This is a genomic window from Sodaliphilus pleomorphus (assembly GCF_009676955.1).
In the GTDB taxonomy this organism is placed as follows: Bacteria; Bacteroidota; Bacteroidia; order Bacteroidales; family Muribaculaceae; genus Sodaliphilus; species Sodaliphilus pleomorphus.
In genome coordinates this window covers 1,179,357-1,203,256 of sequence record NZ_CP045696.1, presented here as the reverse complement: position 1 = coordinate 1,203,256, position 23,900 = coordinate 1,179,357, and the positions used below count along the sequence as shown (strand labels likewise).

General features: G+C 55.8%; 21 protein-coding genes and 1 tRNA gene. 14 read left to right on the top strand and 8 right to left on the bottom strand.

Annotated features, from left to right (window positions below; all coding sequences use genetic code 11):
* Window positions 1-59: 59 nt before the first annotated feature.
* The 5 genes from GF423_RS04940 to GF423_RS14055 all read right to left on the bottom strand — a co-directional run bounded on the left by GF423_RS04940 (window position 60) and on the right by GF423_RS14055 (window position 5,985).
* Window positions 60-1,364 carry a glycosyl hydrolase 53 family protein gene (locus GF423_RS04940; RefSeq protein ID WP_154327303.1) on the bottom strand — a complete coding sequence of 435 codons (1,305 nt, stop codon included), beginning with the start codon at window positions 1,362-1,364 and terminating at the stop codon, window positions 60-62.
* Window positions 1,365-1,402: 38 nt separating this feature from the next.
* Window positions 1,403-3,457: an alpha-amylase family glycosyl hydrolase gene (locus tag GF423_RS04935; protein ID WP_154327302.1), complete on the bottom strand. Its 2,055-nt coding sequence runs from the start codon at window positions 3,455-3,457 to the stop codon at window positions 1,403-1,405.
* Window positions 3,458-3,656: 199 nt separating this feature from the next.
* Window positions 3,657-5,237 (bottom strand): tetratricopeptide repeat protein, encoded by a 1,581-nt coding sequence (locus GF423_RS04930; protein WP_206113381.1) that lies wholly within the window; start codon window positions 5,235-5,237, stop codon window positions 3,657-3,659.
* A 15-nt stretch (window positions 5,238-5,252) separates the two neighbouring features.
* Window positions 5,253-5,774, bottom strand: a complete 522-nt coding sequence (locus GF423_RS04925; RefSeq protein ID WP_235911533.1) for a DUF1016 N-terminal domain-containing protein — start codon at window positions 5,772-5,774, stop codon at window positions 5,253-5,255.
* A 10-nt stretch (window positions 5,775-5,784) separates the two neighbouring features.
* Window positions 5,785-5,985 (bottom strand): virulence RhuM family protein, encoded by a 201-nt coding sequence (locus GF423_RS14055; RefSeq protein ID WP_206113443.1) that lies wholly within the window; start codon window positions 5,983-5,985, stop codon window positions 5,785-5,787.
* Window positions 5,986-6,367: 382 nt separating this feature from the next.
* Between GF423_RS14055 and GF423_RS04915 the strand changes: the two genes are divergently transcribed.
* The 12 genes from GF423_RS04915 (at window position 6,368) to miaB (ending at window position 18,247) form a co-directional block, all read left to right on the top strand.
* The gene (locus GF423_RS04915; protein ID WP_154327300.1) at window positions 6,368-6,934 is read left to right on the top strand and encodes a hypothetical protein; all 567 of its coding nucleotides are present in this window, start codon (window positions 6,368-6,370) and stop codon (window positions 6,932-6,934) included.
* Between the two features lie 137 nt (window positions 6,935-7,071).
* A complete protein-coding gene (locus tag GF423_RS04910) occupies window positions 7,072-7,560 on the top strand; it encodes a hypothetical protein (RefSeq protein ID WP_154538175.1) in 489 nt (162 codons plus the stop codon).
* A 365-nt stretch (window positions 7,561-7,925) separates the two neighbouring features.
* Window positions 7,926-9,197 carry an ATP-binding protein gene (locus GF423_RS04905; RefSeq protein ID WP_241004966.1) on the top strand — a complete coding sequence of 424 codons (1,272 nt, stop codon included), beginning with the start codon at window positions 7,926-7,928 and terminating at the stop codon, window positions 9,195-9,197.
* Window positions 9,198-9,402: 205 nt separating this feature from the next.
* Window positions 9,403-9,487: transfer RNA gene (locus tag GF423_RS04900), tRNA-Leu, on the top strand.
* A gap of 401 nt (window positions 9,488-9,888) precedes the next feature.
* Window positions 9,889-11,103: a tryptophan synthase subunit beta gene (gene trpB / locus GF423_RS04895; RefSeq protein ID WP_154327297.1), complete on the top strand. Its 1,215-nt coding sequence runs from the start codon at window positions 9,889-9,891 to the stop codon at window positions 11,101-11,103.
* Window positions 11,090-12,502: an anthranilate synthase component I family protein gene (locus tag GF423_RS04890; protein ID WP_154327296.1), complete on the top strand. Its 1,413-nt coding sequence runs from the start codon at window positions 11,090-11,092 to the stop codon at window positions 12,500-12,502. The genes trpB and GF423_RS04890 overlap by 14 nt, the downstream gene beginning before the upstream one ends.
* Before the next feature lie 62 nt (window positions 12,503-12,564).
* Window positions 12,565-13,128 carry an anthranilate synthase component II gene (locus GF423_RS04885; RefSeq protein ID WP_154327295.1) on the top strand — a complete coding sequence of 188 codons (564 nt, stop codon included), beginning with the start codon at window positions 12,565-12,567 and terminating at the stop codon, window positions 13,126-13,128.
* Between the two features lie 63 nt (window positions 13,129-13,191).
* On the top strand, window positions 13,192-14,193 hold the full coding sequence (gene trpD / locus GF423_RS04880) for an anthranilate phosphoribosyltransferase (protein ID WP_394367015.1): 1,002 nt from the start codon (window positions 13,192-13,194) through the stop codon (window positions 14,191-14,193).
* Window positions 14,194-14,235: 42 nt separating this feature from the next.
* Entirely contained in the window at window positions 14,236-15,024 is a 789-nt protein-coding gene (gene trpC, locus GF423_RS04875) for an indole-3-glycerol phosphate synthase TrpC (protein ID WP_154327294.1), read from the top strand.
* A complete protein-coding gene (locus GF423_RS04870; RefSeq protein WP_154327293.1) occupies window positions 15,021-15,653 on the top strand; it encodes a phosphoribosylanthranilate isomerase in 633 nt (210 codons plus the stop codon). The genes trpC and GF423_RS04870 overlap by 4 nt, the downstream gene beginning before the upstream one ends.
* Before the next feature lie 14 nt (window positions 15,654-15,667).
* Window positions 15,668-16,444, top strand: a complete 777-nt coding sequence (trpA, locus tag GF423_RS04865; protein ID WP_154327292.1) for a tryptophan synthase subunit alpha — start codon at window positions 15,668-15,670, stop codon at window positions 16,442-16,444.
* 435 nt (window positions 16,445-16,879) lie between these two features.
* Window positions 16,880-18,247 (top strand): tRNA (N6-isopentenyl adenosine(37)-C2)-methylthiotransferase MiaB, encoded by a 1,368-nt coding sequence (miaB, locus tag GF423_RS04860; RefSeq protein ID WP_154327291.1) that lies wholly within the window; start codon window positions 16,880-16,882, stop codon window positions 18,245-18,247.
* A 63-nt stretch (window positions 18,248-18,310) separates the two neighbouring features.
* Here miaB and GF423_RS04855 read toward each other — a convergent pair whose 3' ends face one another.
* From GF423_RS04855 to GF423_RS04845, 3 genes are all read right to left on the bottom strand, one after another.
* A complete protein-coding gene (locus GF423_RS04855) occupies window positions 18,311-19,984 on the bottom strand; it encodes a leucine-rich repeat protein (RefSeq protein WP_154327290.1) in 1,674 nt (557 codons plus the stop codon).
* A gap of 84 nt (window positions 19,985-20,068) precedes the next feature.
* Window positions 20,069-20,449: a DUF2752 domain-containing protein gene (locus GF423_RS04850; protein WP_154327289.1), complete on the bottom strand. Its 381-nt coding sequence runs from the start codon at window positions 20,447-20,449 to the stop codon at window positions 20,069-20,071.
* Window positions 20,446-21,111 (bottom strand): CD225/dispanin family protein, encoded by a 666-nt coding sequence (locus GF423_RS04845; RefSeq protein WP_154327288.1) that lies wholly within the window; start codon window positions 21,109-21,111, stop codon window positions 20,446-20,448. Before GF423_RS04845 ends, GF423_RS04850 begins: the two co-directional genes overlap by 4 nt.
* A 179-nt stretch (window positions 21,112-21,290) precedes the next feature.
* On the opposite strand from GF423_RS04845, the gene GF423_RS04840 reads away from it, so the two are divergent.
* Together GF423_RS04840 and GF423_RS04835 are read left to right on the top strand one after the other, a co-directional pair.
* Window positions 21,291-22,247 (top strand): glycosyltransferase family 2 protein, encoded by a 957-nt coding sequence (locus tag GF423_RS04840; protein WP_154328982.1) that lies wholly within the window; start codon window positions 21,291-21,293, stop codon window positions 22,245-22,247.
* Window positions 22,248-22,265: 18 nt separating this feature from the next.
* Entirely contained in the window at window positions 22,266-23,873 is a 1,608-nt protein-coding gene (locus GF423_RS04835) for an ArnT family glycosyltransferase (RefSeq protein ID WP_154327287.1), read from the top strand.
* The last annotated feature ends 27 nt before the right edge of the window (window positions 23,874-23,900 follow it).

Here is a 23,900-nt window from a genome sequence, read left to right as displayed (position 1 = left end):
TTTTTTTGTTTCAGGCCGCGGTCGGTGCGCTTTTTCACGGCCTGAGTGCCAGGCGGCTGCTAAAACTTGCCCAGCTCATAGGTGGCTTGCTCGATGTGGCCGTTGCGGCTGTCGACCAGGCTGGCGTTCCACCAGCTGCTGGTGACCTGCGTGCCGGTGTTGCCACACTCGTTTTGCTCGGGCCACCACCACAGCAGGCCCTTCACGTGGCTGTGGCGGGCGTGCAGGCAGTCGACGAGGTCGGCAGCCAGCTGGGCCTGGCCGGCCTCGGTGTAGGGGTAGGTGGCCGTGAGGTCGTGCTGCGTGCCGCCCAGAGGCCAGGCATAGGAGTAGCCCAGCTCGGCGAGCACGATGGGCTTGGCCGGGAAACGGCTCTCGAGCGTGTCGAGCTCCTGGCTCAAGGCCGGTATGGTGCCGTGATAGGCAGGGTAGTAGCTGAGCCCTATGATGTCGTAGTCGATGCCTCGGGCCTGGGCCTGGCTGTAAAAGTGGGTGGCGTTGTCCATCTTGCTCAGCTCGGTGTGGATGATGATCTTGGCCTGCGGACACACCTCGCGCACGGCACGGCATCCTGCCTTGAGATAGCGTGCCAGGTTGTCCCACGACCCGCCGTCGACGCCCTCGCCCGTGGGCCAGCAGTGCCCCGTGGGCCACAGCATGCCATAGGTGATCTCGTTGCCCACCTGCACATAGTCGGGAGTGGCGCCGGCAGCCGCCAGGGCTTGCAGCGAGGCCACGGTGTAGGCATATACCGAGTCGGCAATCTGTGCGGGCGAGCCGATGCTGCTCCAGCGGCTGGGCATGGTCTGCTTGCCAGGGTCGGCCCAGGTGTCGCTGTAGTGGAAGTCGAGCACCAGCTGCATGCCGGCCTCCTTGATGCGCCGCCCCAGTGCTTCAACATAGGGCAGATCCTGCACCACGCCCTCTTGCCGGTGGGCTGCAGGGGCCTGCGACGGGTCGACAAAGAGGCGCACGCGCATGGCGTTCCAGCCTGCGCTCTTGTAGTAGGCTATCATGTCGCTCACCAGCCCGGCGCTGCCGTAGTACTTGGCCCCGGCTGCCTCGTGGCGGGGCAGCATCGAGATGTCGCCGCCCACGAGTCTCATGTCGTGCCCGCCGCCCCCCAGGATGGTGTTGACCAGCGTGGTCACGTCGGTCACGTTCACCTGGCCGTCGCCGTTGAGGTCGCAGGTGGCGTCGTCGCTGTAGCTGGCGGTGCCCAGCACCTTGTTGACCAGCGTGGTCACGTCGGTCACGTTCACCTGGCCGTCGCTGTTGATGTCGCCAGCGGCGCCCGCGTGGGCGCCGCTGGTTGCAATTGTGAGCAGGACCGCAAGGGCCGTCATGTGCTTGAATTTTGTCATGATGAAAGTGGGAAAAGTGGGTGTGTGTGCTCGGGACCTTAGTTGCCGGCCAGTATCACGTTGATGAGCGTGGTCACGTCGGTCACATTCACCTGGCCGTCGCCGTTGAGGTCGCAGGTGGCGTCGCTGTAGCTGGCGGTGCCCAGTATCACGTTGATCAGGGCGGTCACGTCGGTCACGTTCACCACACCGTCGTCGTTGATGTCGCCCGCCGTGCCGGCATACTGGCTGGTGACGTCCTCTACTTCATATTTGTTGGTTTGCGTGGTCACCTTGAAGTAGGCATCGCCCTTCACGCGCTGCACGTCGACCGTCTGGTGGGTACCGGCCGTAGCTCCGCCCTGGTTGAACACGAAGTTGATGTAGTAGTTGCGGCTCGTCTTGGTGTAGGTGCGGTAGTAGAACTTGGTGCCTTTCACCACCTTGGTGGCCGTGGCGGCCGTGCCGGGCCAGTTGCCGTCTTGCTGGGCGCTGCTGTTGCTGTCCCACGAGTAGTAGTACACGGCGCTCCAGTTGTTGGGGCTGGCGGTGGGGTCCTCGAGATACACGTTGAAGGTGTAGGGCTTGAAGTCGTCGGGGGCCTTGAAGGTGTAGCTGCGGGTCACGATGCCGCTCACCTTGCCGCCCTTGAGCAGACCGGCCTTGAGGGTGCAGGCCTTGTCGATGTGCACCGTTGCGCCGCTCTGCACCTGGGTGCTGCTGGCGGTGGGCTCGGTGCCGTCGGTGGTGTAGACCACGGTGGCGCCACTGGTGGCACTCACGGCCGTGAGCCGGGCGTCGAAGGCGTCGCTGTACTCGCCGTCGGCCTTGTCGATCCAGGCCGTCTCGGCCGTTTTCTCGAGGAAGTACTTATAGTGATAGCCGCTCATGATCTCGGTGTACTGCGACGAGGTGACGGCTCCCACGCCGGGGCCCACTGCCGCCATGAGGTGGCAATGGTCGCCGTTCACCTTCACGGCATAGTAGGTGGCTGCGCTCTTGTAGTTCACATAGGTGCTGGTGTTGGTGATGCCGGCCAGCTTGCGGGCGTCGATCATGCCTTTTATTTCTTGCTTGTAGTCCTGCCAGTGCTTCAGGAAGACGCATGGGGTGCCAGGCATGGCCAGCAAGTAGGCGTTGGCGGCCAGGGTGTCCTTCTTGATGGGGTCCTGGGGCGCGCTCGACGAGCGATACTCGGTGTCGTGGTTCTCGATGAAGGTCACGGCATACTGGCGGTAGGCCGACTGCGAGGCGAGCGTGGTGCCGCTCAGGCTGGCCCAGTTGCCCTTGTTGATGGCATCGCGCACGGTGTAGCGGAACGGGTAGTCGAAGGCTGCGCTCATGATCGTGCCGCCCACCTTGGTCGCGTTGAGCCAGTCGATCACCTTGTCGGGGTTGCCGTCCCAGTACTCGCCCACCGAGAAGGCCGGTTGCGAGGCACTGTTGTAGAGACCCGTAAACGAGCCGTCGTAGCCCTTCACCATGTCGTAGCGAAAGCCCGTGTAGCCCAGGTCGTTGAGCAGAAAGCCCAGGTAGGCCTTCACGATGGTCTGCACATTGGCGCTCTTGTGGTCGAGGTCGCGCATGCCGCTCCAGTCTTCGCCCGTGTCGTTGTTGCCCGACAGGGTCACGCCCTGCTTGGCAGCCTGCGTGGCCGTTGCGCCGCCGTCGTCGTTGGCGCAAATGTCGGCCGCGGTCATTGCGTAGGTCACGCCGTTGTAGGTCTCGGTGGGGAAGGTGAACCAGTCGCTGGGGGTCTTGCGGTGGTTGATCACCACGTCGGCAATGGTGCCTATGCCCTTGCTCTTGAACGTGCTGATGAGCGAGCGCAGCTGCTGCTCGTTGCCAAACGAGCTGTTGTAGTTGCTGAACCAGTACAGATCGTCGTAGCCCATCGAGGTGCCGCCGCAGTTGCCGCTCTGCGGTATCCACACGAGGCTGAAGTAGGGCGACAGTTCGCCGGCCTGCGACTCGAGTGTGGGCCAGTAGGTGTCGTCGTAGGAGTCCCAGTAGAAGCCTTGCAGCATCACGCCCCCGTAGTTTGCCGGCCATCCTGCTGCCCAGGCCATCACGGGCAGCGCAGCCAGCGCCAAAAGCATATAAATCTTGCGCATCTTGTTGTTGAGTGTATATTAAATTCTAAGTTGGTTTCTCTGTTTGATTCACCACCTCAAAGTTACAACCAATTCTCACCCCGTCAACCATTTTGCCCCCGGCAAAGTCCCCTCGCCGTGTGCAATCGATTGCGCGCAGCGCCCCGCCCGCCACGCGGCTGTTGGCCCAAGCCCCCAGCCCGACGGGTCGATCAAGTTTTTAAAAGTTTTTCAGCGCCTTTTTTGCTATTTCCAAGCCATTGTCGGCAGCCTTTCGATACCAATATTTTGCTTTGCTCGGGTTCTTGTCCACACCATCGCCGTTGTCATAGCACACGCCCAAATTGAATTGTGCAGCGCTATAACCTTGCTCTGCAGCTTTGCGGTACCATTTCACGGCCTCTTGTAGGTCCTTGTCCACCCCATTGCCAGTGTTATAGCAAAAGCCGAGATTGCATTGTGCTTGGGCAAGCCCTTGCTCAGCAGCTTTGCGGAACCATTTCGCAGCCTCGGTAAAGTCTTTGAGCACGCCATAGCCATTCCCATAGCAAAAGCCCAAACCGCATTGTGCATCGGCATTGCCTTGTTCGGCAGCCTTTTGGAACCATTTTGCGGCCTCGGTATAGTCTTTTAGCACGCCATAGCCATTCACATAGCAAAAGCCCAGGTTGTATTGTGCATCGGCATTGCCTTGCTCAGCAGCCCTGCGGAACCATTTCACGGCTTCGGCAAAGTCTTTTAGCACACCTTCGCCATTTTCATAGCAAAGGCCAAGATTGCATTGTGCTTGGGCATTCCCTTGCTCTGCAGCCTTGCGGAACCATTTTGTGGCCTCTTGCAGGTCTTTGTCCACCCCATTGCCAGTGTTATAGCAAAAGCCGAGATTGCATTGTGCATCGGCATTCCCTTGCTCGGCAGCCATTTGGTACCATTTCACAGCCTCGGTAAAGTCTTTGGACACACCATAGCCATTCCCATAGCAAAATCCCAAACTGCATTGTGCATCGGCATCGCCTTGCTCAGCAGCCCTGCGGAACCATTTTGCAGCTTCGGCAAAGTCTTTTAGCACACCATAGCCATTCACATAGCAGACGCCCAGATTGTATTGTGCATCGGCATTGCCTTGTTCGGCAGCCTTTTGGAACCATTTTGCGGCCTCGGTAAAGTCTTTTAGCACACCTTCGCCATTTTTATAGCAGACGCCCAGATTGTATTGTGCCTTGGCATCGCCCTGCTCGGCAGCCTTTTGGAACCATTTCACAGCCTCGGTAAAGTCTTTGATCACACCGTTGCCGTTATAGTAGCTGTTGCCCAGGTTGTATTGTGCCCGTGCAAGCCCTTGTTCGGCAGCTTTGCGGTACCATTTCACAGCCTCTTGCAGGTCCTTGTCCACACCATCGCCGTTGTCATAGCAGAGGCCTAAGCTGTATTGTGCCCGTGCAAGCCCTTGTTCGGCAGCTTTGCGGTACCATTTCACAGCCTCGGTAAAGTCTTTGATCACACCGTTGCCGTTATAGTAGCTGTTGCCCAGATTGTATTGTGCAGCGCTATTACCTTGCTCAGCAGCTTTGTGGTACCATTTTGCGGCCTCTTGCAGGTCCTTGGACACGCCATAGCCATTGTCATAGCACACGCCTAAGCTGTATTGTGCTTCGGCATCCCCTTGCTCTGCAGCCTTTTTAAAGCATTTCAAGGCATTGGCGTAGTCGCCCTTGTTGTAATACTTCATGCCCTCGCTCACTTGGGCAGTTGTAGCCATGCTAATGCACAGGCATGCAATCAACAAGATGATATTTCTCATAATATACATAATTTATTAAGTGAATTTCAAATGCTTCGCCCGCGGGCAACGGGGCTGGGTTGCGGCGTAGCGGGGCAGGGCGGCAGCACACGTCGTCGCTGCACATTTCCTCGCAGCCTCACGTGGTGCGGTAGCACTTGTTTCAGATTGGTGCGACGCTGTCGCACCTTTCCCTTGCAAGTAATTGCCAATTTGCGGATAATTAAGATAAAAGGCGCGAGAAACTTTGAGTAATGTTTCGTTGATTCCTCGCTTGTTCACACTTTCGGCCAACCTTTTCAGCAGGCGGTCGCCATATTTGGCACGATCCTTGCCACGCTGCTCATACTCTACGATATAGAATCCTATTACATAGTTTCTTATAGTAGCAAAGCGGTTGATGGCTTTCACCGTTGCTGAATAAGCAGAATCATGCAACTGCAATACTAATTCAGACAAGTGGTTGAATGAAAAAGAAATCTCATCTGCCCAATTCTCTGGCAAATTGTATTGAACAGCTATTTTCGCGTTTTTATATTTAGTGCTATTCTTATTCATAACCAACGGTTTATGTCAATTGTATCACCTGTAAATAAAAGTTACGCAGCTTTGCCGTCCAGGCCATCAAGCGCACGGGCTGCACCATGTGTGCCTGGGTGAGCCACACGGTCACGTTCTCCAGCTTCACGTCGAGCTGGGTGCTGCTGTCCTCGCTCTGGCAGATCACGGTCATGTTGCCGAGTTCGCCGCCTGTCACATCCTTCGTCATTGCTCCATGTTTTTTTGTCTGGTAGGCTTGCAACAAAGATAGCACATTACTTCCAATTTTCCACAGGAGACATCCACCAATGTGATTGTATTTTCAAAAACAAATGATGTGAATCAATCACTTTTTTATGCTAACCTAACTCTGAGCCTTGTAGTCCACCATGATCTTCTTGCCAAAAACGGGTTTTGCCAAAGAAAATAATGTTTTTTGTGTTGCTCAATTGAATTATTTATTGTATTTTTGTACATAGAAGCTGTATATATCGATTTGATTTTTAACACTTTGAGATTAATCCTTTTTCTTGAATTACACAAGAAATGCAGCTTTTTTTGTTAATATGAATTATTCAGGTTAATTGTTTCACTTATAAAATATTTTAGACATGAAAAAGATTTTATTGATCTTTCTTGCTCTGACCGTATCGCGTTTGGCGATACAAGCTCAGCAAGACAAAAACCTAGAGAAACAACTGACAAAGTTTGAAGAATTTTCTTCCAAAACTGGAGTTATTGTGAAGTTTGTTGACGTAACACTTCCCAATCTACCGGTGAGTTACTCAACGCTACAGACAGGCATCAGAACCATTATGAGAGGCTCAGAAAATGCTTATTTCTACAGGTTGGAAGAACCCGAGACTTCAAGAAGCGTCTCTCACATAGCCATGATTGAGTACTCAGACTTGGTGGAAATCAACAAAGCTGTTTCACGTCTTGTTGCAGATGTTGATGCCGATGTTGCAGCAAACCCAGACTACCTTGAAAATAAGTTCAAGACTTCCGACGGTTTTGAAGTTGGCTACTATGTCTCAAAACAACAGGCTTATTGGTATCTTAAACTTGAAAGATACTCATCAAGTACGGTTTTCCTAAAACGTCAACAAGATGTTGTAGATGCTTTTGAAGCCGCTCAACGAAAGATTGAAGAATTAAGAGCCTCCAATGGCAAATAATCTTCGATGTTAAGTAAACATCGATGTTAAGTAAACATCAATGTTAAGTAACCATCAATCAATTAGGTGGGTTTGTTATGGCTCGCCTAATTGAATTTAATAGTTTATATCTGCTCATCGGTTAACTCTTATTGTTTATGAACAAAATAAGTTTTTTTCCTATATGCCTCATCTGCATTGCCATGGCATTAGGCATTAAAGCATTTGCACAAGAAGTTCATGGTTATGGTATGGGAATCGCAAATGATTTATCTGACCATAACTTCATTGTCACAAGTCACGGCTATGTTAATGATTCGTCGTACTTATATGAAGTTCGTATGGAGACCTTGGATTATTATGATGAAGAACTGGCTCGTATGGCCATCACAACAGAACTCGGCAAATACAGTGACATTAAAAGAATTGAGCCATGGTCAAGGTCTGGAAGTTTGACTGAATCAACTTACAGAATCTATGATACTGAGTTATCAATCATCATATATGAAAACTCGAAAGATTCATACGGTCTGCCACGAGGTTGCTCTATATACATCTACGAATTTATTAACCCCGATTGGAAGAAAGCAAAATACACGACTAAAAAGAAACGAACTTCCAAAAAGAGAAGAGGTAAAAGAAAATAGCGTATCATTGCCTCGATACGCTTGACGCGATCCGGGGCCTTTAATTTGTAGAAACTGCCGGTGGCAGTTCTACTTTTCAATGTATAGTGGGCGTTACAGCTCACTATGCTTTTTTTTTATGTTGTTCAAATGAATTGTTTATTGTATTCGTTGCACATAGAAGCTGTATGTATTGATTTGATTTTTAGTACTTTAAAATTAATACTTTTCTTGAATTACACAAGGAATGCAGCTTCTTGTGGTCACTTTCTTTGTACTGCCACATTAAATGAAGATTGTTAGCGTTAAAATACGCTTATTCCTTGTTTTGTTAAATGATATTTTATAAATTTGTAGTGTTTTATAAAGCGTCATTTAATAAAGTTGTGAATAAGGGTATTCTGAAGCAGATCATTTTAGACAACAGGGTAGAGGTGGAGCGATACAAGGTGTTCCGGCGTGAGGTGGACATGAGTAGCTTCCCATGCTATGTCTTGGTGGGCTTGCGCCGTGCGGGTAAGTCCTTCATGCTCTACCAGCGCATGCAGCAACTACTGAGCCAGGGGCATACTTGGGATGAGATGCTGTATGTGAACTTTGAGGATGACCGCCTGGAGGAATTCAAGGCGTCAGATTTCAATCTCATTCTGGAGTGTTTCGCGGAGCTGTCTGACAAGCGCCCCATGCTGTTTCTTGACGAAATACAAAATATTGATGGTTGGGAAAAGTTTGCCAGACGCTTGGCCGACAATAAATATAATGTGTATATCACTGGGAGCAACGCCAAGATGCTTTCGCGCGAGGTGATGACCACGCTCGGAGGGCGATATTTGTCGGTCGAGGTCTATCCGTTCAGCTTTAAAGAGTATCTTGATTTCTCCGGTCAAAAGTATGACGCGAACAGTCGGCTACAGACCGGTATCAAAGCCAAATTCATGCGCCTTTATCATGAATATCTGCATTGGGGAGGTCTGCCGGAAAGTGTAGGGTTGCCCGTTAAGCGCGACTACGTGAGCAGCACCTTTCAGAAGGTGTATCTTGGCGATATCTGTGCACGCAATGGTATCAGCAATCCAAATCGGTTGCGTCTTATGATAAAGAAGATAGCCGAGAGCGTCAAGCAGCCGTTGTCCTACAACCGTATCTCACGCATACTGTCCTCTGTAGGCGGTAAGATCAGCGTGCCCACGGTGGGCAACTATGTGCAGTATTGTCAGGACGCATGGCTGTTGCTGCGCATGCACAATATCGCTTCGCCATTTGTGGAGAAAGAGACGATCAGCAAGTATTACTTCACCGACAATGGCATCCTCAATCTCTTCCTTGTTGATGCTGATACCTCTTTGTTGGAAAACCTTGTGGCAGTTACCCTTTTGAGGAAGTATGGCAATGATCCAGACAACGAACGCGTGTTCTACTACAACTCGGGTGTGGAGGTCGATTTCTTTGTCCCTGACGATGGCCTTGCCATTCAGGTTTGCTACAATCTTAGTCATAGCGATGGCACTTATGAGAGAGAGGTGTCAGCCCTGAAGAAACTTCCTTCGGCATTGGACTGCAAGCGCCGTCTCATCATCACTTACGATGAGGAAGCGACCATCGAGGATAATCATGGAAAGATAGAGGTGTTGCCCTATTGGAAATGGGTGATAGCCTGATGTCTTACCCGTATTGTTGTGGCCATGTATCTCTACTCGGCCGGCAAGAGCCTCAAGAGTCTGCAGGGCAGCGGCGATTGAGGGGCGTCTGCCGTGACAGGCTGGGCCGCCGGCGGGATGGGATTTATTTTTTTTGAGGGGTTATGTTTTGGTTTTTAATTATTAGTTGTATCTTTGCAACGCATTTGTCTACTGGCAATGAGCGGCCCGGATGGTGGAATCGGTAGACACGAGGGACTTAAAATCCCTTGGCCATTGCGGCTGTGTGGGTTCAAGTCCCACTCCGGGTACGGCGAGAGGCTGATATTCAATCGAATATCGGCCTCTTTTGCGTTTGGCTATCTAAAAGCGAAGAAAAATAATTAGGAAAAATCGTAATATATATTTGCGTAATCGAAATATATATCCTATATTTGTGCCGTAAAACATAGTTTTTACGTTTAAATATACATTCATTTTCTGTTTTCTCATGACAAGAACGATGATTTACAACAACTTGTATATAGCGTGGTGGCGCCTCTCGGGATTTGACGAAATCGTGAGCAGCCAGGCCGCGCCGCGCAAGTGCGCGCAAGCAAGATAAAACATTATGCTACAATATACGTAGAGAGAGACCTGTCGCGATTTCATGGCGGCGGGTCTTTTTCATTATCAAGAAAAATAAGGTAAGAAAACACATACACAGGATACAATGGAGACGAAAAAAACATTTCTGGCCGACGAGGACGGCTACTATGGGGAGTATGGCGGCGCCTATGTGCCCGAGATACTCTATGCCACGGTCGAGGCGCTGCGTGCGCAGTATCTCGACATCATCGAGAGCCGCGAGTTTCAAGACGAGTACCGCATGCTGCTGCGCGACTATGTGGGTCGCCCCTCGCCGCTCTACCATGCCAGGCGCATGAGCCACAAGTACGGCTGCCGGCTCTACCTCAAGCGCGAGGACTTGAACCACACCGGCGCCCACAAGATCAACAACACCATAGGGCAGGTGCTGCTGGCCAAGAAGATGGGCAAGAAGCGCATCATCGCCGAGACGGGCGCCGGCCAGCACGGCGTGGCCACGGCCACCGTGTGCGCCCTCATGCACATGCCTTGCGTGGTCTACCAGGGTGCGCTCGACGTCGAGCGCCAGCACACTAATGTGGAGCGCATGAAGATGCTGGGGGCCACGGTGGTGCCCGTGTTCACGGGCAACCACACCCTCAAGGATGCCACCAACGAGGCCATACGCGACTGGTGCTGTCACCCCGACGACACCTTCTATGTGATAGGGTCGACCGTGGGGCCGCACCCCTATCCCGACATGGTGGCCCGCCTGCAGAGCGTGATAAGCAAGGAAATCAAGGCGCAGCTGCAGCAGAAGACGGGCCGCGACTATCCCGACTATCTGGTGGCCTGCGTGGGCGGCGGCAGCAACGCCGCGGGCACCATCTACCACTATATCGACGATGAGCGCGTGCGCATCGTGCTGGCCGAGGCCGGCGGCCACGGTGTCGACAGCGGCTACACGGCAGCCACGATACATGCCGGGCGCCTGGGTATCTTGCACGGCAGTAAGACCCTGGTGATGCAGACCCCCGACGGCCAAATCATGGAGGCTGGCACCATCTCGGCCGGCCTCGACTATCCCGGCATAGGGCCCATGCACGCCCACCTGGCCACCGAGCACCGTGCCACCGTGCTGGCCATCAACGACGACGAGGCCATTAGGGCCGGCTACGAGCTCACCCGCATGGAGGGCATCATTCCCGCCATCGAGAGCGCCCACGCCGTGGCAGCCCTGGCCAAGGTGAACTTCAAGCCCACCGATGTGGTGGTGCTCACCGTGAGCGGCCGTGGCGACAAAGATGTGGAAACCTACTTGAGCAACAAACAAATGGCAGGAGAATATGGAAACTTCTAAACAGAAATACACCTACGCCACAGCCACGCGCACCCTTCTGGCCGACCTCTACACGCCGGTGGCTGTGTACATGCGCTTGCGCGACCTTTATCCCAAGAGCGCCCTCATGGAGAGCAGCGACTATCACGGCCACGACAACAGCCGCTCGTTCTTCGGCATCCACCCGCTGGCCAGCGTGGCCGTGAGCCACGGGCAGGCCGTCTTCACCATGCCTGGCGGCCAGGTCGAGACCCGCCCCGTGACCGATGCCTACCCCGTGGAGCAGGCCATGGCCGACTTCATCGCCGCCTTCCACGTCGAGGGCGAGGGCAGCCAGTATTGCGGCCTCTATGGCTACACCGCGTTCGACGCCGTGCGCTACTTTGAGCACATCGATGTGCCCGACGACCGCCAGCCCGACAACGACGCCCCCGACGTGTACTACATCCTCTACAAAGATATCATCGTCTTTGACCACTACAACAACAAGATGACCCTCGTGCAGCTGCTGGCTCCCGGCGAGCGCGACAGCCTCGACGAGCTCATGAAGGCCGTGGGCCGCGCTGGCGTGCCGGCCTACGGCTTCAAGCCCGTGGGTCCTGTCACCTCGACCATCACCGACGAGCAGCATCGGGCCAACATTGCCCGCTGTGTGCAGCACTGCAAGCGCGGCGACGTGTTTCAAATCGTGGTGTCGCGCCGCTATGTGCAGCACTACGAGGGCGACGACCTCAAGCTCTACCGTGCCTTGCGCAGCATCAACCCCTCGCCCTATCTGTTCTACTTCGACTTTGGCGGTTTCCGCATCTTCGGCTCCTCGCCCGAGACCCACTGCCGCATCGAGGGGCGCAAGGCCTATATCGATCCCATAGCCGGCACCACGCGGCGCACCGGCGACGCTGCGGCCGACCGCAAGAGCGCCGAGTTTCTGCGGCACGACCCCAAGGAGAATGCCGAGCACGTGATGCTCGTGGACCTGGCCCGCAACGACCTGAGCCGCAACTGCCACGATGTGAAAGTCGACTTCTTCAAGGATATGCAGTACTACAGCCACGTCATCCACCTGGTGTCGCGCGTGAGTGGCACGCTCGACGAGGGTGCCAGCAGCCTCAAGACCTTTGTCGACACCTTCCCGGCCGGCACCCTCTCGGGCGCACCCAAGGTGAGAGCCATGCAGCTCATCGCCCAGCTTGAGCCCCACAGCCGCGGCGCCTACGGCGGCTGCATCGGGTTCATAGGGCTCAACGGCAATCTCAACCAGGCCATCGTGATACGCACCTTCATCAGCCGCAACGGCACGCTGTGGCTGCAGGCTGGCAGCGGCATTGTGGCCAAGAGCGACCCCGACCGCGAGTTGCAGGAAGTGGACAACAAGCTCGGAGCCCTGGTGAGGGCCATCGAGCTGGCCGAGCGCATGTGAGTCGCCTCGGGTATCTCTCTCTGTTTCCAATCATCAGAAATCGAAAAAAAACAACTCAAGTTATGAAAATAGTGATTGTTGACAACTACGACTCGTTCACATTCAACCTGGCCCACATGGTGAAAGCCCTGGGTGCCCAGGTGACCGTGTTGCGCAACGACAAGTTCCAGCTCGACGACCTCGCCGGCTACGACAAAATCATCCTGAGTCCCGGCCCGGGCATCCCCGACGAGGCCGGCCTGCTCAACGATGTGATCAGGGCCTATGCCCCGTCACGGCCCATGCTGGGCGTGTGCCTGGGGCACCAGGCCATGGGCGAGGTGTTTGGCGCCGCGCTCGAGAACCTCGACGAGGTGTTTCACGGCGTGTCGACCCCTGGCACGCTCATAGGCAACGACTACATCTTTGCCGGCCTGCCCGGCCGCATCGACATGGGGCGCTACCACTCGTGGGTGGTGTCGCGCCAGCATTTTCCCCGCGAGCTCGAGGTTACCGCCGTGAGCGATGAGAACCAAATCATGGGCCTCAAGCATCGCCGCTACGACATGCACGGCATCCAGTTTCACCCCGAGTCGGTGCTCACGCCCCAGGGCAAGACCATTGTGGAGAATTTCTTGAACCATTGAAATTTTCCACGGCCGGCAACACATTTCTTTATGACGACAACCAGAAAACAGATTACGACTATGATAAATATCAAAGACATCTTGCAGCGGCTCATCGCCGGCGGCACCCTCTCGAGCCAGGAGGCCCGCGACATTGTGGTAGGAATCTCTGACCGAGCAATACCCGACTTGCCCACGGGCGCCATCCTCACCGCCATCCAGATGCGCGGCGCCACGGTCGACGAGATACTGGGCTTCCGCCAGGGCATACTCGACACTGGCGTGCCGGCCCGTCTCGACGCCGGCGACTACATCGACGTGGTGGGCACCGGCGGCGACCAGAAGAACACGTTCAACATCTCTACCTGTGCCTGCTTTGTGATTGCGGGGGCTGGCTACAAGGTGGCCAAGCACGGCAACTATGCCGCCACCTCGGTGAGCGGCGCCAGCGATGTGATCGAGGGCCACGGCGTGAAGTTTACTGCCGACATCGACCGCCTCAACCGCTCGATCGACGAGTGCGGCTTCGTCTACCTGCACGCCCAGCTCTTTGCCCGCGCCATGAAGTGCGTGGCCCCCGTGCGCAAGGCCCTGCCGTTTCCCACGGTATTCAACCAGCTGGGCCCGCTGGTCAACCCCTCGCAGCCACGCTACCAGCTGCTGGGCGTGGCCAGTCTCGACCAGATGCGTCTCTACAGCAGCATCTACAAGAAGATAGGCATCAACTACGGCATCGTCAACAGCATCGACGGCTACGACGAGATTTCGCTCACCGGCGATTTCAAAGTCACCACCAACGATGTCGAGCGCCTCTACACCCCTGCCCAGCTGGGCCTGCCGGTGGCCGACCCGGTGAACCTGCGCGGCGGCGCGAGCAAGGCCGAGGCTGTGAAAATATTCGACAGCGTGCTGCGCGGCACCGCTGCCGACGACCAGAAGAATGTGGTCGTGGCCAATGCTGCCTACGGCATAGGCGTGATGGAACCCCACATGAGCATTGCCGACACGGTGCTTGCCGCCCGCGAGAGTCTGGAGAGCGGCAAGGCCCTTGAGGTGCTCAAGAAATATGTGGCCCTCAACTCGTGACATGGGCAATGCAATCTCTCAACAACACAAAACGCCCCCACGATGAAAGATATACTTGAAGAAATAGTGGCCCGCAAGCGCCAGGAGGTGGCCGCCCTCAAGCAGGCCACCCCGCTACACGAGCTTGTCGCCCGCGTCGAGCCCATGCTCGACGAGCCTGTGCCCTCGATGAGCCAGGCCCTGAAAGCCTCGACCACCGGCATCATTGCCGAGTTTAAACGCAAGAGCCCGTCGCGAGGCTGGATACACGCCCAAGCCCGGGTGCAGGATGTGGCTCCGCTCTATGAGCAGCACGGTGCCGCCGCGCTGAGCATTCTCACCGACGAGCATTACTTCGGTGGCCGCGATGAGTATATCGCTTTAGCCCGCCGGCAAGGGGTGAAGCTCCCCATACTCTACAAGAATTTTGTGATCGACGAGTACCAGCTTGTCCAGGCCCGCTTGTGCGGTGCCTCGGCAGTGCTGCTCATCGCGGCCTGCCTGAGCATCGACACCTGTGCCAGCCTGCTGGCCAAGGCGCACGACCTGGGCCTCGAGGTGCTGCTCGAGATGCACGATGAGCGCGACCTCGACTATGCCGCGCTCGAGCCCGACATGTGCGGCATCAACAACCGCAACCTGGGCACCTTTGTGACCGATGTGCACAACAGCTTTGCCATGGCCGCCCGCCTGCCGGCGCAGGCTGTGAAAGTGAGCGAGAGCGGCATTGGCAGTCCGGCCACGGTGCGCCGGCTGCGGGCTGCCGGCTACGACGGCTTCCTCGTGGGCGAGCAGTTGATGAAGCAGTCCAATCCAGGCCAGGCCCTGCAACAATTCATCGACGCGCTATGATAGTGAAGGTGTGTGGATTGAGCCAGGCACGCAATGTGGCGCAGGTGGCTGCCCTGGGTGTCGACCTGCTGGGGTTCATCTTCAGCAAGCAATCGCCGCGATGCGTGACGGCCGGCGTTGCAGCCCGGGCCTCGCTTGTGGCCGGCGAGGCCATGACGGTGGGCGTGTTTGTCGACGAGGCGTCGGCAACCATAGTGCGCACTGTAGAGGCCGCCCGGCTCGGCTGTGTGCAGCTGCACGGCCACGAGACCCCGGCCCAGGTCGAGCGCTTGCACCGCCTGTTGCCCGCCACAAGGATAATCAAGGCCGTAGGCGTGGCCTCGGCTGCCGACGTGGAGCGCTGCAAGACATCGTATGGGGGGCTGGTCGACTGCTTCATCTTCGACACCAAGTGCCCCGCAGGCGGCGGCAGCGGCAGGAAATATGACTGGAGCGTGCTCGAAGCCTACGACGGCTCAACGCCCTTCTTGCTGAGTGGCGGCATCGGCCCCGGCGATGCACGGCAGGTGCGTGACTTTGCCCACCCCAGCTGTGTGGGCATCGACGTGAACTCGCGCTTTGAGCTTGCTCCAGGGCTTAAAGATGTGGAGAAACTCAAGAAATTTATCGAAGAAATAAGAACCAACTAAATAGAAAAAAACACATGAATCGCATCAATCAATTGTTTGCCAACCGGGGCGAGAGAAAACTGCTCTCGCTCTACTTCTGCGCCGGCGCGCCGTCGCTCGAGAGCACGGGCGAGGTCATCCTGGCCATGCAGCGCCGTGGCATCGACATGGTAGAGGTGGGCATCCCCTTCAGCGACCCCATGGCCGACGGGCCTGTGATACAGAAGGCTGCCACCCAAGCCTTGCGCAACGGCCAGTCGCTGCGCCACATCTTCGAGCAGCTCAAGGCCATCAAGCACCAGGTGCACATGCCACTCGTGCTCATGGGCTATCTCAACGTGGTGATGCAGTATGGCCTCGAGAACTATTTCAAGAGCTGCGTCGAGAGCGGCGTGAGCGGCACCATCCTGCCCGACTTGCCTTTTAAGGACTACCTGGAGCAGGTGAAGCCCCTGGCCGACAAGTATGACCAGCGCGTGATCATGCTCATCACACCCGAGACCAGCGCCCAGCGCGTGCGCTTCATCGACGAGCACACCAGCGGCTTCATCTACATGGTGTCGTCGGCCTCGATCACTGGAGCCCAGCACAATTTTGACCAGGCCAAGCAGGCCTACTTCAAGCGTGTCGACGCCATGGGGCTGCGCAATCCACGCATGATAGGCTTCGGCATAAGCAACAAGCAGACGCTTGAGAGTGCCCAGGCCGCTGCTGCCGGCGCCATCATAGGCAGCAAGTTTGTGGCCTTGCTCGACGAGACGGGCAACCCCGACGAGGCTCTCGATCGCCTCTTTGCCGCCCTGCAGTCGTAGGGGAGGGCTCGGGAATGCAAAAATCAAAAACGAGTTCCCCCGATTTTGCATTTCGCTCGACTTGCAGTAGCTTTGGATAAGTTACGCTGCGTCTCGGGAATGCAAAAATCAAAAACGAGTTATTGATTTTGCATTTCGCTCGACTTGCAGTAACTTTGGATAAGTTACGCTGCGTCTCGGGAATGCAAAAATCAAAAACAAGTTATTGATTTTGCATTTCGCTCGACTTGCAGTAACTTTGGATAAGTTACGCTGCGTCTCGGGAATGCAGAAATCAAAAACAAGTTATTGATTTTGCATTTCGCTCGACTTGCAGTAACTTTGGATAAGTTACGCTGCGTCTCGGGAATGCAAAAATCAAAAACAAGTTATTGATTTTGCATTTCGCTCGACTTGCAGTAACTTTGCAGCCGCAAAAGTCAAAAATACATTGTTATGAACGTGAAATTGAGTTACGACAGGGCAACGGGGGAGTTCTCCAAGAAGTTGTATCTGGAGACCTACGGATGCCAGATGAATGTGGCCGACAGCGAGGTGGTGGCCTCGGTCATGAAGATGGCCGGTTACGACACGTGTGAGCACCTCGACGAGGCCGATGCCATATTTATCAACACCTGCTCGGTGCGCGACAATGCCGAGCAGCGCATCTTTGCCCGCCTCAATCAACTCAACGCCTTGCGTCGCCAGCGTGGTCGCCGGTTGCTCATAGGCATCATTGGCTGCATGGCCGAGCGCATGAAGGATGTGCTCATCACAAAATACGACGTCGACATCGTGGCCGGCCCCGATGCCTACTTGCAGCTGCCCGCGCTCACTGCCAGTGCCGAGACGGGTCACAAGGCCATCGACACCGACCTCTCTACCACCGAGACCTATCGCGACGTGATACCCACACGCGTGAGCGGCAGCAAGGTGAGCGGCTTCATCTCGATCATGCGCGGCTGCAACAACTTTTGCACCTACTGCATTGTGCCCTACACCCGCGGTCGCGAGCGCAGCCGTGAGCCACAAAGTATACTCAACGAGCTCAGCGACTTGCAAGCCAAGGGGTTCAAGGAGGTGACCTTGCTGGGGCAGAATGTGAACTCCTATTGCTACCGTCAGTCAGACGGCGGCTCCGCCGTCGACTTTGCCCAGTTGCTGGGCATCGTGGCCGAGGCGGCTCCCGAGATGCGCGTGCGCTTCACCACGAGCAACCCCGAGGACTTGACCGACGACATCATTGCCACCATGGCTGCCCACGACAATATATGCAACCACATCCACCTGCCGGTGCAGAGTGGCAGCAACAAGATATTGAAGCTCATGAACCGCAAGTATACCCGCGAGTGGTATCTCGACCGCATCGACAAGATACGCCAGGCCATGCCCGACTGCGGCATCTCGAGCGACATGTTTACCGGCTTCCACGACGAGACCGAAGAGGACTTCCAGCTCACGCTGAGTCTCATGCGCCAGGTGGGCTATGACTCGGCTTTCATGTTCAAGTACAGTGAGCGTCCGGGCACCTTTGCCGCCAAGCACTTGCCCGACAATGTGCCCGAGCCAGTGAAAATCGACCGCTTGAACCGCATGATTGCCTTGCAAAACGAGCTCTCGCTGTGCAGCAACCGCAACGATGTGGGCAAGACCGTCGACGTGCTGGTCGAGGGCTACAGCAAGCGCTCGCACGACGACATGTATGGCCGCACGCCTCAAAACAAGGTGGTCGTGTTTCCGGCTGGCGACACCCAGGTGGGCGACACCGTGCGCTGTGTGGTGGAGCGGGCCACGAGTGCCACGCTCATAGGCCGCCGCCTGTAGCAGGCTGGCGGCAGCACGATTCTCCACCGCGAAGGGGGGAGAGAGAAAAAATCACTTTTTGCACTATTTGTTGAGTATGGCCGCGATGAGATAGGTCACATCGCTGGTGTCGATGGTCTTGTCGCCGTTGACGTCGCCCGCAGCATCGAGGCTGGTGGTGCCCAGTATCATGTTTTGCAGGACCACCACGTCGGTCACATTGGTCACGCCGTCGCCATTGAGGTCGCCCACCAGCGGCTCAGGGTCGGGGACGGGGTCGAGTTCGCTTATGTCTTTAAACATGCTCCAGTTTGTGGCATTCCTGTAGGTCTCGACGCAGCCGCGGGGCACCTCGAGGCTTCCCCAAAAGTAGTATACAAGGCGCTCTTCGCCACGCACGCCATACTCGATCTTGCTGTAGGAGGCCAAGGCCTCGCTCGAGATGTGGCACGGGGTGGTCGCGTGCGTCTTGATGTTGATCCATGCGTTGCTGCTGGAGTAGAGCCCTGTCGGGAAATCCTTGTTGATATAAAAGGCCATGTCGCCTATGTGCTCGATGCTCGCCGGCAGTTCTATCGCCGCATTGAAAATGCGGCAATACACAGGCTGCCCGGTGCTGTCGGCAAACTGCTCGATCATGAAGGTGTAGGGTGGAATCACCTTGGTACCGTTGGGCAGCTTATAGTCGAAGCTGAAATCATACAGGGGAGTGCCCATGTAGTTTTCATCGGCTCGCGAGTAGCATCGTCCCAGGGGATAGGCGAGCACGGTTGCAGTGTCGGCCGTAAACAACACGCCGTCGATGGTGCGGAAGTGCGCGTTGGCGTTGTCCACATCTATTTGCATCAGGCTTTGGCATCGCGAGAAAGCCGAAGTGCCAATTTCCTTGACATTGCTGTTGATGGCAACCGACTTGAGGTTGTAGCAACCGAAGAAGGCGTGTCCGCCTATGGCGACGGGGTTGAATGCACCTGTGATGCTTGCAAGCTGCTTGCACATCTCGAAGGCGCTCGAGTCGATGCAGGTCACCGATGCGGGTATCTCGACGCGCCTGAGCGTGTCGATGCCGTAAAACGCAAATTTGCCTATCGCTTTCACGCCCTGGCCTATGCTCAGGCTCGGGGTGCACTTGCCCTCGGGGTAGACGAGCAGGGTGTCGCGGTTGGCACTGTAGAGCACGCCGTCGATGCTTGCAAAGTGGCTGTTGCGGCTGTCGGCCTCTATCTTGGTGAGCCGCTTGCAACCGCTCAATGCAGCCAGCCCCAGCTTGGCGACTTGGCTGGGCAGGCTTATGGCTGGCAACTGGATACATTGGGCAAAGGCGCGGTTGCCTATGCGTTCAACCCCCTTGCCCAGCTCGACCGACACCAGGTGGGGACTGCCCTCGAAGGCACTTGTGCCAATGCTCTTCACCGAGGCCGGAATGACTATCGACCGCAAGTAGTAGGCATAGCACCTGTGGTCGCGGGGCTTAAAGGCATTGTCGCCTATTCCCGTCACACGATACACCTTGCCCTCGTTGATGACGTTGGAGGGAACGGTGAAGTCTATCAACGCCGTCTCGGCAGGAGTGATCTCGTGGTCGTAGCTTCCATAGTAGGAAGTAAGAATGACCGATGCTGAATCGACGACCGTGTATCTTGCGCCATTTACGGTGAAGCTGTCGCCTGCCCTCACAGCGGCAGGCATCGTGGCCAAGGCAGCAGCGGCAAGCAACACTGCACGCAGGCGTAGGGAGATGTAGTGTAGAGGTTTCATGATGAGAGGTGGTGTTGATGCATTATCCCGTGCCAACAAAGGTAGAAAACTTCAAGAAAGGATGCAACACCCATGCCCCGTTTTTTACCAGCCCATAATGTTGCGCGCAAGCCACCAGGCAATGATGACCACAAGCACTGTCCAAATGACCCATAGCGAGTTGAGCGCCGCGTCAAATCGCGGGTAGCGTCGCCGCATGGCGAGACCCGCCAGCAGCAGGGCGATAAAGGGCAGGGCCACGACGAGCAGGGCATTGTAGTGCCACGCTGTGGCAAGGTTGCCGGTGAGCAGGGCGTGCACGGCCCGCTGGCTGCCGCAACCTGGGCACTTGTAGCCGGTGAGCACCAGAAACGGACACTTGGGAAACCATGCTGAGTGCGAGGGGTCGAACGTGAAGTAGACGACAGCGGCCACCACCAGTGCTGCAAGTCCCACAACGAGTTGTGTGACCCGGCGCCTGGTCATTGTGCAAGCGCTTGGGTGAGGAGCACAAGGGGCGTACTCACGATGCCCAGCACGATAGAGATGATACACAACCACGCACTCCAGTCGCTGTACTTCTGCGCTGCGGCATAGTCGCCCATGCGGTACTTGGTTTTCACTTGGAGGCTGAATATCAGGGCCACCACGGCGGGTATCCAGCAGCACAGCACGATGCATACGATGGCCCACACCAAGTTGGTGGGCGGGCACTCGGGCGTGCCAGGCGCGTATCGGGGGCCATATTGCTGTGGCTCATACTGGGGCGGCATGGCTTGGTATTGAGGCTCGACGGCGGGCTCGTGATACACAGGAGGCTGGGCCGCCGGCGTGTCGTCGTGCGGCTGCTCGGCAGTCTCGCTGTCGCCGGCTTGCTCGGGCTCCTGCTCTTGCTCTTGCGCTTGCTCGGGTTGAACGTCGCCATTGCTGGCTGCTGTTGCCTCGGCGGGTTGTGGGTCGGGCTGTGAGGGAGCCTGGACAAGGTTGACGATGCCCTTGAGCTCGTCGAGCTCATCGATGCGTTTCCAGTCGGGCATGCCGCTGCGCCACACATAGGTCGCGCTGGGGTCGAAGGTCATCTGCTTGAGCTCTTCGATCGTGTGCGGGCCGCTCTGAATGCCGTTTTGATTTATCCAGTATCGTTGCATGTGTTGTGAAGTTCCTCCTCGTGTTATATAATTATATATGATTCAGATAACAAAGATAATGCAAAAATATCATGCAATTGCAACCTTGGCTTGAAAAATGAAAAAAATGGGACTTAAATCGCGAAATTGTTTTTTTATCGTTATCTTTGTGTCTTATATAATCTATGCTTGACGATAATATGGAAAGAAAACCGGTATTAGCGATTATTTCACCATGCTACAACGAGGAGGAGGCCCTGCCTCGCACCAACGAGCGCCTGCTCGACCTGCTTGAGCGCATGGTGCAGCGCGGCGAGGTGTCGGGCGACAGCCGTGTGGTATATGTCGACGACGGCAGCCGCGATGGCACGTGGCAGCTCATCGACCGCTATGTTGCCCAGTGCCACAGGGTGTGCGGCGTGAAGCTGGCTGGCAACTCGGGGCACCAGAATGCCTTGATGGCCGGCATGCAGGCTGTTGTGGACTGGGCCGATGCGCAGGTGACCATCGATGCCGACTTGCAAGACGACATCGAGGTGATACCCGAGATGGTGAAAGACTATGTCGAGCAGGGATGCGACATCGTGTACGGGGTGCGTCGCGAGCGCACGACCGACACGTGGTTTAAGCGCACCACGGCACTGGGCTTCTACAAGCTCATGCACCACCTGGGAGTGAAATCGGTCTACAATCATGCCGACTTCCGCCTGATGAGCCGCCGTGCCACCCAGCAGTTGCTCAAGTACCGGGAGCGCAACCTCTTCTTGCGCGGCATCGTGCCCCTCATAGGCTACAAGACCGCTCAGGTGTACTACGACCGCGCACCGCGCACCGCCGGCGAGAGCAAGTACCCGTTGAGCAAGATGCTCAACTTTGCCGTCGACGGCATCACCTCGTTCAGCATCAAGCCCGTGCGCCTGGTGCTGTGCATGGGCGGCATCTTCATTCTCATTGCCCTGGCCATGTTTATCTATGTGCTGTATTCCTATTTCTCGGGCCGTGCCGTGACAGGCTGGGCCTCGATGATACTCTCGATATGGTTTGTGGGCGGTTGTGTGCTCGTGGGCCTTGGGGTAGTGGGCGAGTACATAGGCAAGATATATATCGAGGTCAAAGACCGCCCGCGTTACAACATAGAGAAAATTGAGAAAAAATAAGAGAATACATCTGACTATATGATGATAAAGAGCTACCTTGAATTGAGCCTCAGCTCGCTGAAGAAAAACTGGAAAGTATTCACTATCCTCACCCTGTTTGCCACCATAGCCGTCTTTCTTGTATCGCCCGACAGCTATACCCACGACTTGTATCAGCGCAACAACTCGGCATGGTTTTTCATGTGCGGCAAGGCATGGATGAACGGCATGACCCCCTATGTCGACTTCAGCGATTCCAAGGGGCCGCTGCTGTGGCTCATCTACGGCATAGGTTACCTGCTGAGTCATTACAACTATGTGGGCGTGATGTGGATCACGTGCGTGTTCTATGCCGTGACCTATCTGTTTGCCTACAAAACGGCGTTCATCTTCCTCAATGACAAGCGTCAGTCGCTGCTGAGCGCTGTGCTCATGACGCTGTTTTTCTTCAACGCCATCTATCACCGCGAGATCAAGACCGAGGACTTCGCCCAGCCCTTCATGATGGGAGCCATCTACTACACCAGCTGTCTGCTCTATGGCGAGCCGGTGGCGAGGCACAGATGGGTCATCGCCAAGGCCATGCTGTGGCTGGGGCTGTGCTTCGGGGCCACGTTCCTGATGAAATACAACATTGCGGCCATTTCGCTGGTCTTTGCCTTCTACTCGTGGGCTGCCGTGAAGCGCGACGGCTACAACCTGTGGAAGGCCTTTGGCCTCTATGCAGCTGGAGTGGCTGTAGTGTGGGTGCCGTTTCTCGTCTACTTCCTGGTGGCAGGCAACCTGAAAGCGTTCTGCTTTGAGTACTTCGTCAACGTGTTTCACACGGTGGGCGCGCTGGGCACCTCGGGCAACGGCGTGTTTGACGGCATCTTCAACAAGTTTATCACCAATGCCTTCCCCATCACCATGCAGTGCATAGCCACGCTTGCGCCCATGGTGGTCATCTACATGAAGCGCTACCGCAGTTTCCCCTTTGTGGCCTTCTTGGTGAGTGCAGTTGTCAACATGGGCAACGGCACGCTCATCTACTATTTCAACAACTCCAACGGCCTCATCATCTTCGGCGTGATTGCACTGGTGCTGCTGGTGCGCAGCTACGAGCATCACCGCTGGCCGCGCTATGGCGCTGCGGTCATCAGCGTGTTTATCCTGTTTCTCATTGTGATCAACAACAACGATCGTGGCGGCAACTATTTCACGCAAAACGGAATACGCCGCAGTATCTTCTACTACTATGCTACTATCATGGACCAGGTGCCCAACCCCACGATCATCTACTACCGCTGCATGCCCAACCCCGAGTTTGGCGTGTGCAACAATGCCTTGCCGGGGTGCAAGTACTGGGCATTGCAGTCGGGCGCCACTCAAGCCATGAAGCAGGAGCAGGACGATGCCATAGCCAAGAAGCAGGTCGACTTCATTGCCGTGGGTTGCAACAACGTCACTGCCATCAACAAGGTGGCCAAGCTGGGCTATTACCCTTACCGGCACACTGCCCCCGACAACGCCTTTGTGCTCTTCAGCAAGAAGAAGCTCAAGGCCCCGTCCTACACAATCAACGTGCCCAACCACGTGGTGTTTCTCAAGAAGCATTTCACTACCCGGCTCGCCTTTGCCTGCGACACGGTGCCCACGTGGTATTGATGACAGCCGCCAAGCGGGCGTGCTGCA

What these genes read in the sequence shown, in the direction of transcription:
- GF423_RS04940 (WP_154327303.1), bottom strand. Translation starts at nt 1,364, where the DNA reads ATGACAAAATTCAAGCACATGACGGCCCTTGCGGTCCTGCTCACAATT.
- GF423_RS04935 (WP_154327302.1), bottom strand. Translation starts at nt 3,457, where the DNA reads ATGCGCAAGATTTATATGCTTTTGGCGCTGGCTGCGCTGCCCGTGATG.
- GF423_RS04930 (WP_206113381.1), bottom strand. Translation starts at nt 5,237, where the DNA reads ATGAGAAATATCATCTTGTTGATTGCATGCCTGTGCATTAGCATGGCT.
- GF423_RS04925 (WP_235911533.1), bottom strand. Translation starts at nt 5,774, where the DNA reads ATGAATAAGAATAGCACTAAATATAAAAACGCGAAAATAGCTGTTCAA.
- GF423_RS14055 (WP_206113443.1), bottom strand. Translation starts at nt 5,985, where the DNA reads ATGACGAAGGATGTGACAGGCGGCGAACTCGGCAACATGACCGTGATC.
- GF423_RS04915 (WP_154327300.1), top strand. Translation starts at nt 6,368, where the DNA reads ATGAAAAAGATTTTATTGATCTTTCTTGCTCTGACCGTATCGCGTTTG.
- GF423_RS04910 (WP_154538175.1), top strand. Translation starts at nt 7,072, where the DNA reads ATGAACAAAATAAGTTTTTTTCCTATATGCCTCATCTGCATTGCCATG.
- trpB (WP_154327297.1), top strand. Translation starts at nt 9,889, where the DNA reads ATGGAGACGAAAAAAACATTTCTGGCCGACGAGGACGGCTACTATGGG.
- GF423_RS04890 (WP_154327296.1), top strand. Translation starts at nt 11,090, where the DNA reads ATGGAAACTTCTAAACAGAAATACACCTACGCCACAGCCACGCGCACC.
- GF423_RS04885 (WP_154327295.1), top strand. Translation starts at nt 12,565, where the DNA reads ATGAAAATAGTGATTGTTGACAACTACGACTCGTTCACATTCAACCTG.
- trpC (WP_154327294.1), top strand. Translation starts at nt 14,236, where the DNA reads ATGAAAGATATACTTGAAGAAATAGTGGCCCGCAAGCGCCAGGAGGTG.
- GF423_RS04870 (WP_154327293.1), top strand. Translation starts at nt 15,021, where the DNA reads ATGATAGTGAAGGTGTGTGGATTGAGCCAGGCACGCAATGTGGCGCAG.
- trpA (WP_154327292.1), top strand. Translation starts at nt 15,668, where the DNA reads ATGAATCGCATCAATCAATTGTTTGCCAACCGGGGCGAGAGAAAACTG.
- miaB (WP_154327291.1), top strand. Translation starts at nt 16,880, where the DNA reads ATGAACGTGAAATTGAGTTACGACAGGGCAACGGGGGAGTTCTCCAAG.
- GF423_RS04855 (WP_154327290.1), bottom strand. Translation starts at nt 19,984, where the DNA reads ATGAAACCTCTACACTACATCTCCCTACGCCTGCGTGCAGTGTTGCTT.
- GF423_RS04850 (WP_154327289.1), bottom strand. Translation starts at nt 20,449, where the DNA reads ATGACCAGGCGCCGGGTCACACAACTCGTTGTGGGACTTGCAGCACTG.
- GF423_RS04845 (WP_154327288.1), bottom strand. Translation starts at nt 21,111, where the DNA reads ATGCAACGATACTGGATAAATCAAAACGGCATTCAGAGCGGCCCGCAC.
- GF423_RS04840 (WP_154328982.1), top strand. Translation starts at nt 21,291, where the DNA reads ATGGAAAGAAAACCGGTATTAGCGATTATTTCACCATGCTACAACGAG.
- GF423_RS04835 (WP_154327287.1), top strand. Translation starts at nt 22,266, where the DNA reads ATGATGATAAAGAGCTACCTTGAATTGAGCCTCAGCTCGCTGAAGAAA.